We start from the raw sequence: 15958 nt of genomic DNA, 5'->3' as shown, positions 1-15958 counted from the left end.
ATGCGGCAAATGCCCAATATTCAGTTAAACGGAGACAATAGCAGATAAAATGCAATCTAAATTGCGCATTTTCGTGGCTTTAGCGCACAAACCTCTGTTTCAGCTTTGGGATGAGCCGGATGGGGAAAGGGCCTTTTCCATGATATCCCCAACGATCACAGAAAGATTTTCAGGCGCGGAGACCTGACCGGTGACCCATTGATAAAGGTCCTGATCGTTCTCCCACAAAAGCGCGTCGTATTGATCCAAGAGCTCACCATCCAACTGCGGCAGGCGTGTTTCGGCGTAGCGTCCAAGGATGATATCCATCTCTTTGATGCCGCGCCTTATTGAGCGCATGTGGAGGCGCTTCAGCCGCGTCGAACGTGGTTCAGTCAACCGGTTCTGCCTTGAGCATATCGCGCACAGTGTCTTCCAGTTTGGCCAGACGCCCGGTCGACGCGGTTAATTGCGCGCGCACATTGTTGATCTCAGTCAGCACGCTAGCGGCGTCCTGCGACAACCGTGACCGGTCATCCGGTGCCATCGGGCCATCGCCTTCACCGGTCAGAAGCCAGGGTAGAGAGACGTTCAGCAATCCTGCCATCATCGACAGCTTGTTGGCGCGCGGTTCGGACAAATCATCTTCCCAGGACTTCAGCGTCTTGACCTTGATGCCCATGCGTTTGGACAGTTCTGTCTGTGTCATGCCCGCCTGCTCGCGGGCGCCTGCCACACGGTCTCCAAAGGTCGTGGCCTCTGGGTCGAACCAATGTTCGATGGTTTCGGCGTTCATAACAAATTCCTTTCCTGCAAACGTGCTTGATCCAACTTCCCGCACTACTTATGAGATGCGCATACACAATACAAACCGGAGTCTCCGATGAACCTGCTTTCCGCGACACTATCACGCGTCAAACCGTCGCCAACGATCGCCGTCTCGACAAAAGCCGCCGAGATGAAAGCCGCCGGAGAAGACGTTATCGGCTTGGGTGCAGGGGAGCCGGATTTCGACACGCCCGACAACATCAAAGCCGCCGCTATTCAAGCCATCAACGATGGCAAAACCAAATACACGGCGCCAGATGGCATTCCCGAACTAAAGAAGGCGATTTGTGCCAAGTTCAAACGCGAAAACGGTCTGGATTATACCCCGTCTCAAGTCAGTGTGGGGACTGGTGGTAAACAAATCCTTTACAACGCCCTGATGGCCACGCTGAACCCCGGCGAAGAGGTTGTGATCCCGGCACCCTACTGGGTCAGTTATCCGGATATGGTTCTGCTGGCCGGTGGTGAGCCAGTTATCGCCGAGGCATCGATGCAAACCGGGTACAAGCTGACACCGGACCAGTTGGAAGCCGCGATCACGCCAAAGACCAAGTGGTTCATTTTCAATTCGCCGTCGAACCCTACCGGTGCCGGATATAGCCGCGAGGAGTTGAAAGCACTGACAGATGTGTTGCTGCGCCATCCACATGTCTGGATCATGACGGACGATATGTACGAACACCTCGCTTATGGTGATTTTGAATTTTGCACACCGGCGCAGGTTGAACCACAGCTCTATGACCGTACGTTGACATGTAACGGCGTCTCCAAGGCCTATGCGATGACCGGTTGGCGGATCGGCTATGCGGCGGGACCCGAAAAACTGATCGCTGCAATGCGCAAGATCCAGAGCCAGAGCACATCCAACCCCTCGTCGATCAGCCAGTGGGCGGCGGTTGAGGCCCTGAACGGGAAGCAGGATTTTCTGGCCGCCAATAATGACGTGTTCATGCGGCGGCGCGATCTTGTGGTCAAAATGCTGAATGACGCGGAAGGCATCGTCTGCCCGACGCCGGAAGGCGCGTTTTACGTCTACCCATCCATTTCAGACCTGATCGGCAAGACGACAGCAAAGGGCACCGTGATCGAAAACGATGAGGTGTTCGCAACCGCTCTGCTGGAAGAAACCGGTGTGGCGGTGGTGTTTGGTGCGGCCTTCGGGCTCAGCCCGAATTTCCGTGTCAGCTACGCGACATCGGACGAAGCGCTCAAAGAGGCATGCACCCGCATTCAGAACTTTTGCGCCAGTCTGAGCTGATCAAACGCATCTTTCAAAAATGAACAGAAGGTCCCGCGGGGGCCTTCTTTTTTGCGCTGAGCGTCACACCGCCAGTTTGCGGACCAACCGACGAAACCCACTACGCATTGCCTGAGCTTCGGGTACATTTTCTGGCATTAGAAGATTCGCATTTTCAAAACCCGATTTTTTTTGAGGTTCACACTATGAAACTGAACAAGACATGCCTCGCGCTTTGCGCGATTTCATTTGCGATACCCGCCCATTCAGCCGTTGTCGAAATCGGCATGGGCGCGTTTGACCCCGCTGCAACCATGTTTGATTTTGATGCAGAAGCACTGGGTGACGCCCAGGGACGCGATTTTGGCGACTTCACCACGACAATGGGGGACGGCCCGTTCAACAGCCTGATCGACGGCAATGCCTATGGTGGGGGGTCCGCAATTGATCGACAGGTCGTTGCCTCCGACGAATTGACTGTGAGCTTTGATTTCAAGGTCACGCAGTTCGGCTTCAATTTTGGCGGCAACCTGATCTATGACGTCGACCTTTCATTTTTTGATGGCGCCACTTTTTTGAACACACTCACAATCGGCAATCCAATTGGCGACAACTGGGGATTTGAGGGCTTCGAAGACTTGGGCGGATTTGATCGCGTCGTGTTTGACAGAGACGCCAATAACGACGGCACCTACGGGGTGTTCGACTTCAAATATACCGGGGCTCCAGCAACAATCCCCTTACCAGCGGGCCTCCCTCTTTTACTGGGCGGCTTTGGCGTTTTGCTGGCTGTCGGGCGGCGTACCAAACACATCTGATGGACGACCGCCCTGCCCCATCCGCCTGTCCCGTTCGGGGATGAGCCATTCTTCAGGCTTCCCCCATCCTGCTGGGTCCGCTAGGTTGTATTTGACGTGGCACAAAAGAGGCCCGCAAAGACCAGATGGGAAGAGGGCAGCATGGCCGGAGACCTGCCGGAATACTATTTCAGAGTGCGCGAGAACGGCGCCTTTGTGTTCCGTGTGGACACCGAAAATCGCCAGCGTCGGATCGACATGGATCAGATCGCCGCGGTCAATATCCGCAAAGGCGAGATTAAACCACATGGCGAGCGAGAGCTAAGTGCACGCGATCTGGAGGTCATCGAAGAGTGGATGGCGGAGCGGTTGGAATTGGTGGAGTACCGCGATATTGACGACATTCACCGCGCCGTTGACTACCTCAACACCACAACCCATTGGGTCCAGGGCAAGGCAACTGATGAGCAGCTCGACGAAGTGACAGACGCGCTCCTGCTGGCCATGCATGATCTACGCACTGTGCTGGTCCGCAAAAAGGCGGACCGGTTGCTGTCGGATGACGGCTGACACACGCACCAATTTTTGCCATTTAAAGCGCCGCTTCTAGCACTGACGTCTGCACAAATTTTAAGGCACCGCCATCTGTTCCCGGTTTCCCGGTCAGCGGCGATGCCTGTATCAGAGGACCGTCACAGCCCATCATATCGGTTAGAAAGGCGCGCGATCAGTTGAGTTTCGCAACACCCAGACCAACGCTGAATTTCTCACACCAGATCCAGATTTCATTTGCCTTGGTGACGTCCACACCGGCGGGCACTTCATATGTTTGCGCGCCATTGTTGCTCTTCAAAAGTCCCATCAGTGTTGAGCTGTCATAGCCGTTGGTGCCCAACGCAACCTTGGGATCAGGCGCACCGTCAAAGGTGAAGTCCGATTGCAGCTCCACATAGGATTTGCCATTCTTGGTGACCAGCTTGGCATGTCCGGTCGTTACGTGGCCACTGACGCCCTTAAACTTGCCCGAACGTTCGCTACCCGCCAGCACGGGAGTGGCAATTGCTGTTGCGACAAAGGCGGCGCCGGAGGCCAGGAATACTCTGCGGTTGGTCATGTCTTGTTCCTCATCAGGTTATGGTGCTGACACAAGTACTCAAAAATTGTCTGAATAGAACCCACATGACAGTGACGTGATCCGTTGGGATAATTTCGTGTGAGTTTGTCACAATTGATCGATCAGGCTCAAATCGCATTTGAGTGTTGGTACTGCCCGCAGCCTTTGCCATATGTGGAACGCTGGCCTTTTGGGCTGTTCAAAATTGAAATTTTCAGAGAAGCGCGTTCAATCGCCAGGCCATATGTTACTGGTACTTTAGGCCCGGCCATTTCGCATTGGCATCCTTGATGTAGCCTGGAATATTACGTTTCCATGTCCGGTCAACCGAGCGGTTGATGTTCAGATAAAGCTGCCCATCGACGATATGCCACAGATTTGGATCGCCATCGACCTTGGCGCCCACAGCGGTACCATAGGCGCAATATCCGCCATAGGCTGGGAGGTATTTGTCGGGGTCGGAGAGGAACAAAGCCTTGTTTTCTTCAGACGTGAAACGGTAGGTGCCACCGGCGTGTTTGACGCTGATTTCCTTGCTCCCGCGTTGCGGCGCGCCAACGGTAAAATAGGAAACCGGATCGACGCCGCGCAAGGCCAAACCCGATTTTGATAGGTTGAGCTCGGGCAGGTTTTGGGCAAACGCGGCGGTCACGCCCAAAGCAAGCGCAAAGATGGCGGTAGCAATGTAACGCACGAACATCGTCATGGGGCAGTCCTCTTCATCTACAATCGGCCACAAAACTAGGCGCAGGTCGCGACCAAATCAAATCAAGATGGAGACGGGCAAGATCACCTTTTGTTGTGCAAACGCCCCCAAAACAGGTCAGTTTGTGGCGGATGGCCCCCCAATTTGCTGGAAGATTGCATTGCAAATTCCATCCATTTCTAGCGCAAAGAAATTTTCAGCGGCATCTTGGTTGGGGTGATACGGGTCCTTCACAAGGCCTTTCTTGTTCAGCCTGAAATAGTGTTTGTTGCCTTGATTGGCGGCGACTGTTTGAGGCGTCATACCCGGCACAAATGTGCATCGGTTACCCGTTTCCTTGAACGCATCCATCAGGTTTTTTTGCGCGCGCAGGCGACGATCCACGATCTTTTTGGAAAACGCAGGCGCGGTCGTCATAAAGATGCACGGAATATCTTCGGGAATTTGGTGCATCATCGCCATGACATCTTTGATGGCCAGGTCCTTGTTCTCCGACCACCGCCGGGTCGAATTTCCCAAAAACGAAAGTAACAATAGCTTTGGACGATAATAATTGGGGTCAAACATGGCCTCAAATGGCGATGTATTTGCTTTGCAGAACTGATATTCTTTGCCCCGGCCAATTTGTACATATTTGTTGCTGGTCATGTTCAGAAACCCGTAGGAACCCGCATTGACGCGCCATTTCGGATCGACTTTGCAAACTGCATCCTTGGCCTTGCCAGATCGCGCCGTCCACGAGTGGATAGAGGTGGAGCGCACGCCGATTACGGCAACGGTCATATCGCCCAGGCGTTTCAGTGACCTCGCCTGTTCAGCGTTGGGATGACAGTGTTGTTTGATATCTGTGAAAAATTCGAGGAACGCGGGGCCGGACCCAAAAGAAATCTGACTGTCCCCCAGGATGAGGATATCGGGTGACACGAACCCTTCTGCATGGGCCGTAGGTGCTGCGCCGATGAGCAGCGGCATGGCAAGTGTTACGCGTTTTACTAAGGTAATGATCGATTTCAGGTAGTTCATTCTTGGATCTTTCCTGCCTTCATGCCCGGTGGGTCAATACCGCCCTGATCACTCTAGGGCCTTCAGAACCGCGCTGCATAGCCTTGGTGTGTTGATTTTCATGAACAGCTTCACCGCCGCCATACTGGGATGCAGCGGGTCTTTGACACTTCCATCGCTGCGCCTGGAGAAAAATCGCGCCTTGCCTTCGATGGCATTGCGGGTTTCTTGCGTGAAACCTTCGACCAGATGACAACGGCCGTTCGTCCCTTCAATGGCCGCCTTAAGACTGTCCTGAGCCCGACTGCGCAAATCATTCGTCTTTTTCGAAAAGACCGGCACCGTGGTCATAAAAACACAAGGGACATCCTGAGGAACCTGCCGAAGGGCCCGCGAAAGATCCGATTTCGCGGCCGCCGCATCCCGGGCCCAATCCTTGGCAGAATTGCCGAGAAAGTTCATAACGATCAATTTGGGATTGTAGTAACCATCCGCAAACAACGCCTCAAACGCCGAGGTGTTGGCCTTGCAAAACTGGTAATCGCGCCCCTGTCCGATTTGCACGAAATCTCTACCCGGATTGCCAGCGATGCCATAAACGCCAGCATTCACGCCGTATTTTTTATCGACATCACAAATGCTGGCTTTGGCAGCACCGCGCCGGGCTGCCCATGATCCAATCGACGTAGAACGTACGCCGATCGCCGCCGTGCGCCGGTCACCAAGCTTGCTCAGGCGATCCTGTTGCGCACCCGTCAAACTGCAATGCCGCGGCAGGTTCTGAAAGAAATCAAGATATACTTCGCCTGCCCCAAATGAAATCTGGCTATCGCCCAAGATCAAAATGTCAGGTTTGGGACCCGCCGCAGCCGACGAAGGCACTGACAACAGGCTGAGTGCCACGGCCAGGAAACACAGCGCATTCCTGATATGCCACACGGGCTTTATCGTATCGTTTGATCGCATTGCCACCAGAAAGGGCAATCTGGCCTGAAAAGTCCAATCACGAGATTGCAAGCGATGATCGCTTTTGCGATCGCGGCATTGAAGTCATCCGCGTTCGGCCCGGCTTCCTCAAGATGCACCAAAACTGCAATGAAACAGAAAAAACGCTCGAACGACCCGGTATCATTGCCCCAAGCATGCAAGCTGGGTATTTCTGGAGGTGCTTATTTGGCGGGCTTCATGCAGTACCGATAACACCGGTGCACGTTACAGAAGCACGCTGGCGAATGACAAGGCAAGACGTCGTCGATACGATCTGGATACGTGGTGGAAAATGCTTAAAGTTCAAGTGGTTGTGCCCACGTTCAATCACGCACCCTTTATTGCGAAAACGCTGGATAGCATTCTCGCACAGCAAACGACGCACGACTTTCAGATCCTGTTGCATGACGATGCCTCAACGGACGGCACGCGCGAGATCGTCGAAGACTACGCCACCCGGTATCCACATCGGTTCAATTGCATCCTGCAAACTGAGAACCAATTCCAGCAGGGCCGCCGGATCGCCACGCTGCTGTGGCCGCATTATTCTGCAGAATACATTGCCTATCTCGACGGTGATGACCAATGGACCAGCGCGCATAAATTGCAAACTCAGATCGATTACATGGACAGGCATCCCAGATGCATGATCTCGCAAACGCTGTCGACGTTTTTCAACAGTGAAACCGGTGAAACGATTCAGGAGTTTCCAGCAGAGGATCGCCGAAACGACCGCCACTATTTTGAGGACATGGCCCCGGCCAATTTCCTGCTGTCCTCCGCCGTCATGCACAGACGTTCCGCATTGCCAGAGCTGCCATCGGATTTCGATGAAATCGGCTTTGGAGACTACGCCAAATTTGCTCTCATCGCCCGCAGCGGCTGGATCGGGCTGGTCCCGGAATTCATGACCAAATACCGCATTCATGAAAACAATATGTGGTTCGGGAAATCATATGACGAGCGGTTGGCAAAAACGCGCGTTGTTCAGAAATACATTGCGCGTAATGCACCGGCACCATTCAACGCGCTCTGGACTGCGATCAGCCACGAAAAACCGATCCCGCGAAACGTCCGCGTTGCCTGTCGTGTGGCCCGACACACCCGCAATCTGGCGGACCGGATGATGGAGCTTACCGCCCCTGTGTTCGGATCGCGCGGATAATCGCATAGGATAAAATGATGCATCTTGGTATTCAGGGCACGATCCTGGCACGCAGGCAGGCGGGATTTCATGGGGGGGCGCACAGGCATGACATCTGACCGCACAACGAATTTCCAGCGTAACCCGGCACTTGAAACGCTGTTGGCACAATTGAACACCGCCATCGCCGACACGCAGATTTCCGTTCCTGACATACCCAAACGGCCCCCGTTGATCGTGCTGGGACCGCCCCGCAGTGGGACCACATATTGTTTGCAGTGGTTGGCCGCCAGCGGCGCGTTTTGTTATCCATCGAACCTGATGGCACGGTTTTGGCAGTCGCCGGCTATCGGTGCCATATGCCAGCAAATGCTGACCGATCCGGCCTATGATTTCCGCGGCGAATTTACCGACCTTGAACTCGCCATAACAGAGCAAAGCTCGGAATTGGGCAAGACAAAGGGCGTGTTGTCGCCAAACGAATTCTGGTATTTCTGGCGCGCAATTTTTCCGTCAGATGGCGATATCGGCATTGACCTCTCACAGGCCGCGCCTTCGGATTTCGAAGCCTTTGCCCGGAAAATCCATGAGGTATCGCATGTGTTGGGTAAACCATTTGCGACCAAGGGCATGATCATCAACCATCAGGTCACGGCATTTGCGCAAAATTCACCAGATGCGTTGTTCCTGTGTCTGGACCGTGATCCGGCAGACGCCGCATGGTCATTGCTGCGCGCGAGGGAGCGGATGCATGGAGACCGGGAGACTTGGTATTCCTTCCAGACGCCCAATTTTGCCGAGCTGTCCCGCCTTCCTGCCGCGAAGCAGGTGATGGGACAGATTGAAACCATTCGGCGCGATTTACGGCAGCAAATTTCCGATCTGCCGACCGACAGGTGCCTGTCATTGGATTATTCCCAGCTCTGTGGTGATCCGGACGGTGCCTTTAGTAAACTCAGGTCTCTTTACGCCGCGCGCGGTGTTGATCTTTCCGGCCAAAACAAATTGCCCAAAACAACGGTGTCGCAGCCGGAAATTCCAAGTGACATCAAGGCAGAGTTCAACGCCTATCTGGCCCGCTAGAGGCTGTTTGCGTAAATCAACGTTGTCAGGTCTTCCACGATCTGGTCTTTGGTCGCACCCGCCATATCGGGATGGGTCGGGATGTTGAGAATATTGGAATAAACACGCTCCGTCACCGGAAGCGGCGCTAGCGGCTTGTAATACTTGGCAAAATTTATGTGCCGCGTCATCCGGAGCCGTTCCAGCGGGATCGGCGTTTCCGCCAAAAAGGCGCAGCTTGTCTTTGGGGTCATACCCCCCACGGGCAACAAGGGGCGCAGGCCCATTTCTTTGGCAATACCTTCAATTCTCAGCTCCTGTTCGTGGTAGCGCGGGGCCCACTCGGCCACCTTCTCCAACCGGCTGAGATGAAACGCACAAGCAATATCCGAAATCTTGCCATTGTTCATCCACAGATGGGCTGGTTGAGGCGGCGCATCATAGTTCAGGAGCGTATATAGAGGTTCTGCCTGATCAGCGGGTGTAATGGCCAATCCACCTTCGCCCAATCCGTAAGGTTTGGTTTGATGCAGGCTGAAACTTTGCCACGGCCAATCCGGCACACCAGCCCGTATGCCCGCGGCATTGTCGAACAAAAGCGCTTTACCGGTCTCGCGCGCAAAGGCGATATAACGGGAAAAATCCTGCACCATCCCAAGGGTATTCACCACAACAATCCCGTCGAACGCATCCGGATCCAGTGCCTGCACTGCCTCCAAATCGAGCAATCCGGTTTCATCACAATCCACAAACTGCACATCCGCGAAATACCCGCGCCCCATGTTTTGGAAACTGAAACTGGAGGAGACCCAACGCAGCGGTTTTCCTGCCGCCTCTTCATGCAGACGGGCCATTGCTTCCAATGCCACGCCGCCATTTGCGCAAGGTGTGACCTGAGCGCCATCCGGAATCTCAAGATGTTCGGCAAATGCTTCGGCCATTCGGTGATAAATCGGGCCGCGATTGGCCCACGTGTTGTCCCGTGCGCAATCCTCCAGAAGCGTTGCCACACGCGTCAGATCAGGCACCTTGTTTTCGACGAATTTTACCACGTTCTGATCCTTGTCATTTGTGCGATCCGGGTCACGCAGACAGTCACAATCTGGCTATCAGCCAGAGGGATTTGGCGCAAGGCGTGCCGCTGAAACGCGCGGATTTGTCAGACCAATTTGTAGCAGCCCAACATCTCCTGGATGGCGGCCACGTCATTGAACATCATCACATCCAGAATGGATAGGTTCGGCACAAACTCATTGCCAAACTGTGGATACGTGATTTCGCCCGTTTGAATGAAATAGAGGTCAATACCTTGCGCTTTGAAATCGTCTTTGTCGTAAAGCTCGCGCCCGCCAGCCGCATTGATATAGGTCTGCGCGCCGCGCGCCCGACACAGCGCCAAGATACGGTCAGCCGCCCTTAAATGATCATCCACGGGCATATATGAGGCGCGCTTCAATGGCGTGTTGATACCCAAATAGGCCTGCACGTGCCGCAAACCATCAAAAAGAAAATCCGCAAGATTGGCCTTGTCGGTTGTCAGTATGGCATCGACCAACGGCATAACCTGCGAAAAGAAAGGGGCTTTCGCATAGGCATGGGTGATTTTTTGCGCCAGCGCGGTTTGCGCCTCCGGCCACGCATCCGTCAAAAACCGTTCATTGATGGAAACCCGTGTGCTGCCTTTGAGCAACGGCAGTGTGAACGTATCGGCCTCGCCATTCCACAGCAGCCGGTTCCGGTTAATCCAGCCGCGTGAAAACTGAACATCGTCGTAGACCACAAACTCATCCACCGCCTGCATCATCTGCCAATAGCCAATGTAGGGCAGGAAATAGGGCTGCATTATTGCCACTCTTTTGCCGTTAGGCTGGGGCGGTATGGTGCTGTTGTGTTGCAGCAGAAAGCCGATCTACTAAACTAATTGCATTGGGTCTACGCAGCGCAGATATGGGTCGCACGCTAGGGGTTTTTAATATGCACCACAAGCAACTGATCGACCCTGTGATCCTGCTTTGCTCGGAACGATCCGGTAGCAATCTGATCGCGCGAATCTTTGGCTCTCATCCGGTTTTTTCGCCCCCAGCCCTGCGCATTTGTTCCGTGTTTTTGCAACATTCGACGACCAACAGGACCTCAGCCATGATCTTTTGCGGATGTTTGATGCAAAACTGGGTGTCTGGCAGATCGATGCGTGGCCCCGCGCTGATCGTCTCGCACTTTTTGATGACTGCAAAAATACGCCCGAGCGGATCGCCGCCCTGTTGAACGCCGAGGGCGCGTTGCAAGGTAAACCCCATGTTTTCCTGAAGGAAAACATGGTGCATGGATTTATCGAACGTATCGAAACTGTGGCAGTTAATCCGCGATACCTGCGCATGATACGTGACCCGCGGGATATGGCCGCCTCATGGGTCAAAGCGCCAACACTGCGCGGCGGGGTTGTTCGGGCCGTAAGACGGTGGTGCAGCGATCTGGAAGGGAGTCTGGCCATCGAAAATGCGGATAGAAAAATCGTAACGCTAACCTACGAAGACCTGCTTCGGGCACCGGCCAAGACGTTGCAAAAGGTCTGCCATGAGATGGAAATTATCTTTGATGACAGCATGTTATCACATGTATCGAAAGGGGTTGGCATTGCCGAAGACGCGCAAAGAACGACACTTTGGAAAAACCTGTCGCGTGAGATCATGAGTGACAATTTCAATAAATTCGCAGACCAATTGAATGACGATCAAATCGCCTATGTCGAGGCCGTCTGTGGCCTGTTAATGGCGCGTTTTGGCTATGAACTGTCCCGTCCCGCTGACGCGCCTTCCTTTGGATCCTACGACAACCTTGCAGCGCTTGAGGCCGCTTTGGAGGCGCAGGAGCCCTGGACCAAGCCCGCATATCTGGAACTACCAGCCGATGAACGCGCGCGGCTCGAACATTGGTCCGCGTTGCGCGAAGAGCTTGTTACCCGCCACGGGGCGTCCCCGGACGCGGCCGGCAGATAGCCTGATGTGTTCATTGCATTTGGGTGGAAAGAGCGCATGCTTCGCGTTACCAAATTCATCAAGCCAAATGTCCAGAAGCCCAGAGAGATCGCATGACGTGCCGCCCAAAATTTTGCGCCCGAAAACGCAACGGCGCTCACCCGCAGAATAGAGACCAAATGGAGATGCCCAACAATTGCGGCCTTTACAGAACGAAAGATCGGCGTGCCGATCCGTCAGTGCTGCAACGCAGTAAAGCCGCATGATTGAACCCGAATCCAATGGCCCATGCCCCGTGAGCGTGGTGGTGCTGACGTATAATCAAGAGAAATTTGTCGGCGAGGCCGTGCGAGCCGTGCTGGCGCAGGATAGCCCGCCAATCCAGATCGTTGTTTCTGATGATGCATCGACGGATGGCACATATGACGCCATCGAAGAGGCCCTTGCCGACTACAATGGGCCGCATAGCGTTCAACTGCGCCGCAACACGGCGAATTTGGGGCTGGTGGCGCATCTCAATCTGGTGCCATCTCTTACCACCGGCGACATCATTGTCCCGGCCTATGGCGATGATATTTCAATGACCTCCCGCGTGAGCGAGGTCATCCGGGCGTTTGGGGATGGCAACCCGTTGCTTGTGCATTCGGATGCCATTGCAATTGACGCAAACGGCCAAGAGACGGCATCGAAGTATCGCAAAGCCGATTTCTACCGCACAACCGATCCTCTTGCGACCGCAACATCGATGTCGCTTTATCTGGGGGCTGCGGGTGCCTGGCATCGCGACCTGTTCACGAAGTATGGCCCACTGGACTATTCCAACATCTATGACGATCACATTCTGGGGTTCCGGGCCGCACTGGAAGGGCGCGTTGCATTCATCGAAAAACCCCTGCTCAAATACCGTGAAGGTGTTGGCATTTCCCACGTGCTTGGACGCGCGCAGGCGCACCGCGACGCCGCATCGGCACGCCGGAAAAAGATCTTGGATATGCGGGTGGCAACCTTCAGCCAACGGCTCAAGGACGCAAAAACCTTTGGCCTACCTTCCGATCATCCAGTGGTGAAAAAGCTCGAGCGCGCGCGGCTTCAGGACTTGATGCGGCGATCCTGTCATGACGGCATATTAGGGATGATCCGCGCCAATTTTCGGCATCCACGGCAGGCGATTTCTGCGGCCCTTGCGGAAGGTCTGCGGATTTTGCGACGGCGCTGAACATCCGGCTACTTTTTGTCGTAGCCGTCCTTTTGCGCATTATAGAGCTGGGCGTAGAGACCATTATCGCTCAGCAGTTTTTCATGTTTGCCCTGCTCCACCAGTTTACCGGTTTCCAGCACGTAAATCTGATCCGCATCCGCAACCGATGACAAACGGTGGGCCACAACAATTGTGGTCTTGCCCTTGGTCAGACGGTCCAACGCCGTCTTGATACGTGCCTCTGTCGCCTGATCCAAAGCCGATGTCGCCTCATCCAGCAGCAGAATTGGTGCATCCCGCAAAAACGCCCGCGCGATGGCAATCCGTTGCTTTTGACCGCCAGAAAGCTGCGCCCCCTTAGGGCCCACGGGTGCATCGCCACGCTGTCGCACGAAATCAGCGATCTCGGCATCTTCCGCAGCCTGCCATACCTCTGCATCGGTGGCATTCGGGTTCACGTAGCGAATGTTTTCCCAGATTGAATTGTTGAAGATCACGATGTCCTGCGCAACGACGGAAAACGCATCCCGCAGGCTGGTGATTTTCAGCTGATCAATTGGTTTGTCACCGATGGTGATCTGCCCGCTTTTGACATCATACAAGCGCGACAAGAGCGAAAGGATGGTGGTTTTACCCGAACCGGTAGAACCCACAATCGCCGACACCTGCCCCCCTTGAACGTCATGTTCAACCCATCAAACAGCGGCTGGTCCTTGCTGTAGCTGAAACCAACATCGTTCAAAACGATATCTGCGCCCGTATCGAATTCCGTGACCGCGCCGGGTACATCGCGGATGGTCGGCTGCTCTTCGTAAAACTTTCGGATACGTCCCAAAACGACCAGATTGTTTTGCAAACCGCCAAAGAACTGCGCCAACAGCCGCGCCGGGTCAAAAATCATTACCATGCCCAGAAGGAAGGTGATGATACCCGCGCCATCCATATCAAAACCGGGGCTGAGGACCATATATCCACCGCCACCAATCACCAGCACATAAACAAATGCAGAAGACAGATCGATCGACGGCATCAACAGAGCCTGCGTCGTCTGGGCCCGGATCATCAGATCGCGGATCGCAGTTGTCCCCGTCAGCATCCTGTCGCGTTCAACCGGTTCCTGACGTGCGATCTTGACCGTCCGCATGCCGTTGGTCATTTCCTCAATGCCGTTCATGTATTCGGAAATCGAGTTCTGGATTTTCTCCTGCGCATCTTTCACCCGGTCGGCCACGTAATTCATGATCCAGATGATGAAGGGTAAAACGATCAGGGCTGTCGCGAACAACACAGGGTTTTTCCACACCAGATAGGCCGAGACGATGATGACCGTGACAGCGTCGCGCAGTGCATTTGCCGTGGCAAGGCCCACGAACATACCCAATTGCTGCGGCTGCCCCACAATCTGCTGCAGTATTTTCCCTGATTTTGTGTGCTCAAAATAGGCCAGATCAAGCGTCATGAGATGCGCAATCATATCGCGACGCATCTCCCAGACGATTGCGTTGCTCATCCGGACGGACACAACGGGCACGAAATAGGACATCAAGCCCCGGATAAAAAACAGCAAAAACACAAAGGCGCAGACATAGGCCAGCTCGCGCATCGTGCCGGATTCGAAAATGACACGCAGGCCGCTTTCGGTCATGGTCAAAAACTGCTGATACACCAGGCCCTGAATGATGATCATCGCCAGGACCAGCAAAAGCGTTTTGATACGTTGCTTGCAATACGTGTGCCAAAGCCAGCTCAGATTGGTGCGATCTTCTTCCGAAAAGAACGGACGCCGCTTTGGGGTATCGGTATTTTGCATATGCTTCAGGTCATCCGTCGCGGTCGCCGAGAGTGGTCATCTACGCCAGCATTTATCAGCTGGGCAATTACATAAATACGCCTAAATGACAACCAAAGCGCCACGCAAACGCCGCTTGTGTCATTTACGCCGGATGATATAATTTACCTCCGAAAGCATGGCCCGCATGCCTTTCATACCGCGTGTTGCAAGGAATTTCAGTCGGGGTTTTTCGTAGAATTCGCCCCGTAGATTAACCTTTTCATACTCGTGGTGCAGAACCTGCATGATCTCGTCCTGCTCGGTCAGACCAAAGGTTTTGGCATCTTTAATCCGTTGTTCCATCAGGGTTTTTCTGGCTGTAACTTTGATTTTCCGGCGTTTTTTGGATTCTGCTCATCGTATCAAGCCGATAGCGTCGGTTCATCGCGTTGGAAATGCCGACATCGTTGCGGTAACTGACCAATGGCTCGTCAATATATGTCACGCGGCCCTCCAGCGCGGCCCGAAACCCGGTGATCAGGTCCTCAAACGCTTTGCTGTAGCTCGGCAACGGGCCGTATTTCGTAAAAAGTTCGCGCCGATAGGCCGCCGTCGCACCCAGATAAAGCGCATCAGACGCCGCCGCTGCAACCGGGTCCGTTGATATGTAGAAAAGTGCAATTTTGTGCCACGCTTCGGTTCGGTTGCCGTTTGCATCCATCGTGGTCGCGTCAGAATGAACCAAAAGGGCGTCGTCGCGTTCCATGACCTCCAGCAGGCGCGATACCCGGTGCTTCACAGATGTGTCGTCACCCGGGAACGGAATGCAGATGTCAGACGACGCCAAATCAACGAGAAAATTTATGTGGTTGTTTACACCCAGATTCTTCGTGTTTTGGTTGACCCGAACGGTATTGGGCCCGTCATATTCGGCCGCCATGTCACACATGATCTGATAGGTTTTGTCGGTCGAACAATCGTCGGACAAAATGATTTCAAGCCCATCTGTGTCCTGGGCAAACGCACATTCCACTGCCGCGCGCACAAAATTCTCTTGGTTGTAGGCAAGAACCAGAAGGCTTGCTCTAAATTTGGGTACGGTCATGACAGTTTTAGCGCCGCGAATTAAAGTGCTCCATCCGCTACAAGGGCTCTTCG

At 54.1% G+C, this 15958-nt stretch carries 19 protein-coding genes; 7 read left to right on the top strand and 12 right to left on the bottom strand.

The features are described from left to right. Positions 1–99 precede the first annotated feature (99 nt). Complete coding sequence (locus tag ACZ1HJ_RS09660; RefSeq protein WP_472722079.1) at positions 100–378, bottom strand: succinate dehydrogenase assembly factor 2; 279 nt, start codon at positions 376–378, stop codon at positions 100–102. Further along, positions 371–775: a helix-turn-helix domain-containing protein gene (locus ACZ1HJ_RS09655; protein ID WP_472722078.1), complete on the bottom strand. Its 405-nt coding sequence runs from the start codon at positions 773–775 to the stop codon at positions 371–373. The genes ACZ1HJ_RS09660 and ACZ1HJ_RS09655 overlap by 8 nt, the downstream gene beginning before the upstream one ends. Before the next feature lie 87 nt (positions 776–862). On the opposite strand from ACZ1HJ_RS09655, the gene ACZ1HJ_RS09650 reads away from it, so the two are divergent. From ACZ1HJ_RS09650 to ACZ1HJ_RS09640, 3 genes are all read left to right on the top strand, one after another. Continuing rightward, a complete protein-coding gene (locus tag ACZ1HJ_RS09650) occupies positions 863–2065 on the top strand; it encodes a pyridoxal phosphate-dependent aminotransferase (protein ID WP_472722077.1) in 1203 nt (400 codons plus the stop codon). 185 nt (positions 2066–2250) lie between these two features. After that, positions 2251–2862 (top strand): VPLPA-CTERM sorting domain-containing protein, encoded by a 612-nt coding sequence (locus tag ACZ1HJ_RS09645; RefSeq protein WP_472722076.1) that lies wholly within the window; start codon positions 2251–2253, stop codon positions 2860–2862. A gap of 141 nt (positions 2863–3003) precedes the next feature. Continuing rightward, a complete protein-coding gene (locus ACZ1HJ_RS09640) occupies positions 3004–3411 on the top strand; it encodes a hypothetical protein (protein WP_472722075.1) in 408 nt (135 codons plus the stop codon). Between the two features lie 157 nt (positions 3412–3568). Here the strand turns inward: ACZ1HJ_RS09640 and ACZ1HJ_RS09635 are convergent, their stop codons facing one another. The 4 genes from ACZ1HJ_RS09635 to ACZ1HJ_RS09620 form a co-directional block, all read right to left on the bottom strand. Then, positions 3569–3955 carry a DM13 domain-containing protein gene (locus tag ACZ1HJ_RS09635; protein WP_472722074.1) on the bottom strand — a complete coding sequence of 129 codons (387 nt, stop codon included), beginning with the start codon at positions 3953–3955 and terminating at the stop codon, positions 3569–3571. Between the two features lie 247 nt (positions 3956–4202). Continuing rightward, a complete protein-coding gene (locus tag ACZ1HJ_RS09630; protein ID WP_472722073.1) occupies positions 4203–4661 on the bottom strand; it encodes a YHS domain-containing (seleno)protein in 459 nt (152 codons plus the stop codon). A 117-nt stretch (positions 4662–4778) separates the two neighbouring features. Next, positions 4779–5684 (bottom strand): SGNH/GDSL hydrolase family protein, encoded by a 906-nt coding sequence (locus ACZ1HJ_RS09625; protein ID WP_472722072.1) that lies wholly within the window; start codon positions 5682–5684, stop codon positions 4779–4781. Positions 5685–5732: 48 nt separating this feature from the next. Further along, positions 5733–6602, bottom strand: a complete 870-nt coding sequence (locus ACZ1HJ_RS09620; protein WP_472722071.1) for an SGNH/GDSL hydrolase family protein — start codon at positions 6600–6602, stop codon at positions 5733–5735. A 340-nt stretch (positions 6603–6942) separates the two neighbouring features. Here ACZ1HJ_RS09620 and ACZ1HJ_RS09615 point away from each other — a divergent pair, with 340 nt between their 5' ends. Both ACZ1HJ_RS09615 and ACZ1HJ_RS09610 read left to right on the top strand, forming a co-directional pair. After that, positions 6943–7815 carry a glycosyltransferase family 2 protein gene (locus ACZ1HJ_RS09615; protein ID WP_472722070.1) on the top strand — a complete coding sequence of 291 codons (873 nt, stop codon included), beginning with the start codon at positions 6943–6945 and terminating at the stop codon, positions 7813–7815. Between the two features lie 69 nt (positions 7816–7884). Further along, positions 7885–8877 carry a sulfotransferase gene (locus ACZ1HJ_RS09610; protein WP_472722069.1) on the top strand — a complete coding sequence of 331 codons (993 nt, stop codon included), beginning with the start codon at positions 7885–7887 and terminating at the stop codon, positions 8875–8877. Here the strand turns inward: ACZ1HJ_RS09610 and ACZ1HJ_RS09605 are convergent. Beyond that, complete coding sequence (locus ACZ1HJ_RS09605) at positions 8874–9908, bottom strand: DegT/DnrJ/EryC1/StrS family aminotransferase (RefSeq protein WP_472722068.1); 1035 nt, start codon at positions 9906–9908, stop codon at positions 8874–8876. The genes ACZ1HJ_RS09610 and ACZ1HJ_RS09605 overlap by 4 nt on opposite strands. Positions 9909–10015: 107 nt before the next feature. Beyond that, on the bottom strand, positions 10016–10699 hold the full coding sequence (locus ACZ1HJ_RS09600; RefSeq protein ID WP_472722067.1) for a WbqC family protein: 684 nt from the start codon (positions 10697–10699) through the stop codon (positions 10016–10018). A gap of 250 nt (positions 10700–10949) precedes the next feature. Between ACZ1HJ_RS09600 and ACZ1HJ_RS09595 the strand changes: the two genes are divergently transcribed. Together ACZ1HJ_RS09595 and ACZ1HJ_RS09590 are read left to right on the top strand one after the other, a co-directional pair. Further along, the gene (locus tag ACZ1HJ_RS09595) at positions 10950–11852 is read left to right on the top strand and encodes a sulfotransferase (protein WP_472722066.1); all 903 of its coding nucleotides are present in this window, start codon (positions 10950–10952) and stop codon (positions 11850–11852) included. A 241-nt stretch (positions 11853–12093) separates the two neighbouring features. After that, positions 12094–13047 (top strand): glycosyltransferase, encoded by a 954-nt coding sequence (locus tag ACZ1HJ_RS09590; RefSeq protein ID WP_472722065.1) that lies wholly within the window; start codon positions 12094–12096, stop codon positions 13045–13047. Between the two features lie 8 nt (positions 13048–13055). On the opposite strand, the gene ACZ1HJ_RS09585 is transcribed toward ACZ1HJ_RS09590, so the two are convergent. The 4 genes from ACZ1HJ_RS09585 to ACZ1HJ_RS09570 form a co-directional block, all read right to left on the bottom strand. Then, positions 13056–13682 (bottom strand): ABC transporter ATP-binding protein, encoded by a 627-nt coding sequence (locus tag ACZ1HJ_RS09585; protein WP_472722187.1) that lies wholly within the window; start codon positions 13680–13682, stop codon positions 13056–13058. After that, positions 13574–14839, bottom strand: coding sequence for an ABC transporter transmembrane domain-containing protein (locus tag ACZ1HJ_RS09580; RefSeq protein ID WP_472722064.1), 1266 nt, complete (start codon positions 14837–14839; stop codon positions 13574–13576). The genes ACZ1HJ_RS09585 and ACZ1HJ_RS09580 overlap by 109 nt, the downstream gene beginning before the upstream one ends. A 120-nt stretch (positions 14840–14959) precedes the next feature. Further along, positions 14960–15163 carry a hypothetical protein gene (locus tag ACZ1HJ_RS09575; RefSeq protein ID WP_472722063.1) on the bottom strand — a complete coding sequence of 68 codons (204 nt, stop codon included), beginning with the start codon at positions 15161–15163 and terminating at the stop codon, positions 14960–14962. Beyond that, a complete protein-coding gene (locus ACZ1HJ_RS09570; protein WP_472722062.1) occupies positions 15147–15905 on the bottom strand; it encodes a glycosyltransferase in 759 nt (252 codons plus the stop codon). Before ACZ1HJ_RS09570 ends, ACZ1HJ_RS09575 begins: the two co-directional genes overlap by 17 nt. Positions 15906–15958 lie beyond the last annotated feature (53 nt).

This window comes from Roseovarius sp. JB2-10 (assembly GCF_055693585.1).
This window is presented reverse-complemented; position numbering and strand designations above follow the sequence as displayed.

What these genes read in the sequence shown, in the direction of transcription:
- ACZ1HJ_RS09655 (WP_472722078.1), bottom strand. Translation starts at nt 775, where the DNA reads ATGAACGCCGAAACCATCGAACATTGGTTCGACCCAGAGGCCACGACC.
- ACZ1HJ_RS09650 (WP_472722077.1), top strand. Translation starts at nt 863, where the DNA reads ATGAACCTGCTTTCCGCGACACTATCACGCGTCAAACCGTCGCCAACG.
- ACZ1HJ_RS09645 (WP_472722076.1), top strand. Translation starts at nt 2,251, where the DNA reads ATGAAACTGAACAAGACATGCCTCGCGCTTTGCGCGATTTCATTTGCG.
- ACZ1HJ_RS09640 (WP_472722075.1), top strand. Translation starts at nt 3,004, where the DNA reads ATGGCCGGAGACCTGCCGGAATACTATTTCAGAGTGCGCGAGAACGGC.
- ACZ1HJ_RS09635 (WP_472722074.1), bottom strand. Translation starts at nt 3,955, where the DNA reads ATGACCAACCGCAGAGTATTCCTGGCCTCCGGCGCCGCCTTTGTCGCA.
- ACZ1HJ_RS09630 (WP_472722073.1), bottom strand. Translation starts at nt 4,661, where the DNA reads ATGACGATGTTCGTGCGTTACATTGCTACCGCCATCTTTGCGCTTGCT.
- ACZ1HJ_RS09625 (WP_472722072.1), bottom strand. Translation starts at nt 5,684, where the DNA reads ATGAACTACCTGAAATCGATCATTACCTTAGTAAAACGCGTAACACTT.
- ACZ1HJ_RS09615 (WP_472722070.1), top strand. Translation starts at nt 6,943, where the DNA reads ATGCTTAAAGTTCAAGTGGTTGTGCCCACGTTCAATCACGCACCCTTT.
- ACZ1HJ_RS09610 (WP_472722069.1), top strand. Translation starts at nt 7,885, where the DNA reads ATGGGGGGGCGCACAGGCATGACATCTGACCGCACAACGAATTTCCAG.
- ACZ1HJ_RS09600 (WP_472722067.1), bottom strand. Translation starts at nt 10,699, where the DNA reads ATGCAGCCCTATTTCCTGCCCTACATTGGCTATTGGCAGATGATGCAG.
- ACZ1HJ_RS09590 (WP_472722065.1), top strand. Translation starts at nt 12,094, where the DNA reads ATGATTGAACCCGAATCCAATGGCCCATGCCCCGTGAGCGTGGTGGTG.
- ACZ1HJ_RS09580 (WP_472722064.1), bottom strand. Translation starts at nt 14,839, where the DNA reads ATGCAAAATACCGATACCCCAAAGCGGCGTCCGTTCTTTTCGGAAGAA.
- ACZ1HJ_RS09575 (WP_472722063.1), bottom strand. Translation starts at nt 15,163, where the DNA reads ATGGAACAACGGATTAAAGATGCCAAAACCTTTGGTCTGACCGAGCAG.
- ACZ1HJ_RS09570 (WP_472722062.1), bottom strand. Translation starts at nt 15,905, where the DNA reads ATGACCGTACCCAAATTTAGAGCAAGCCTTCTGGTTCTTGCCTACAAC.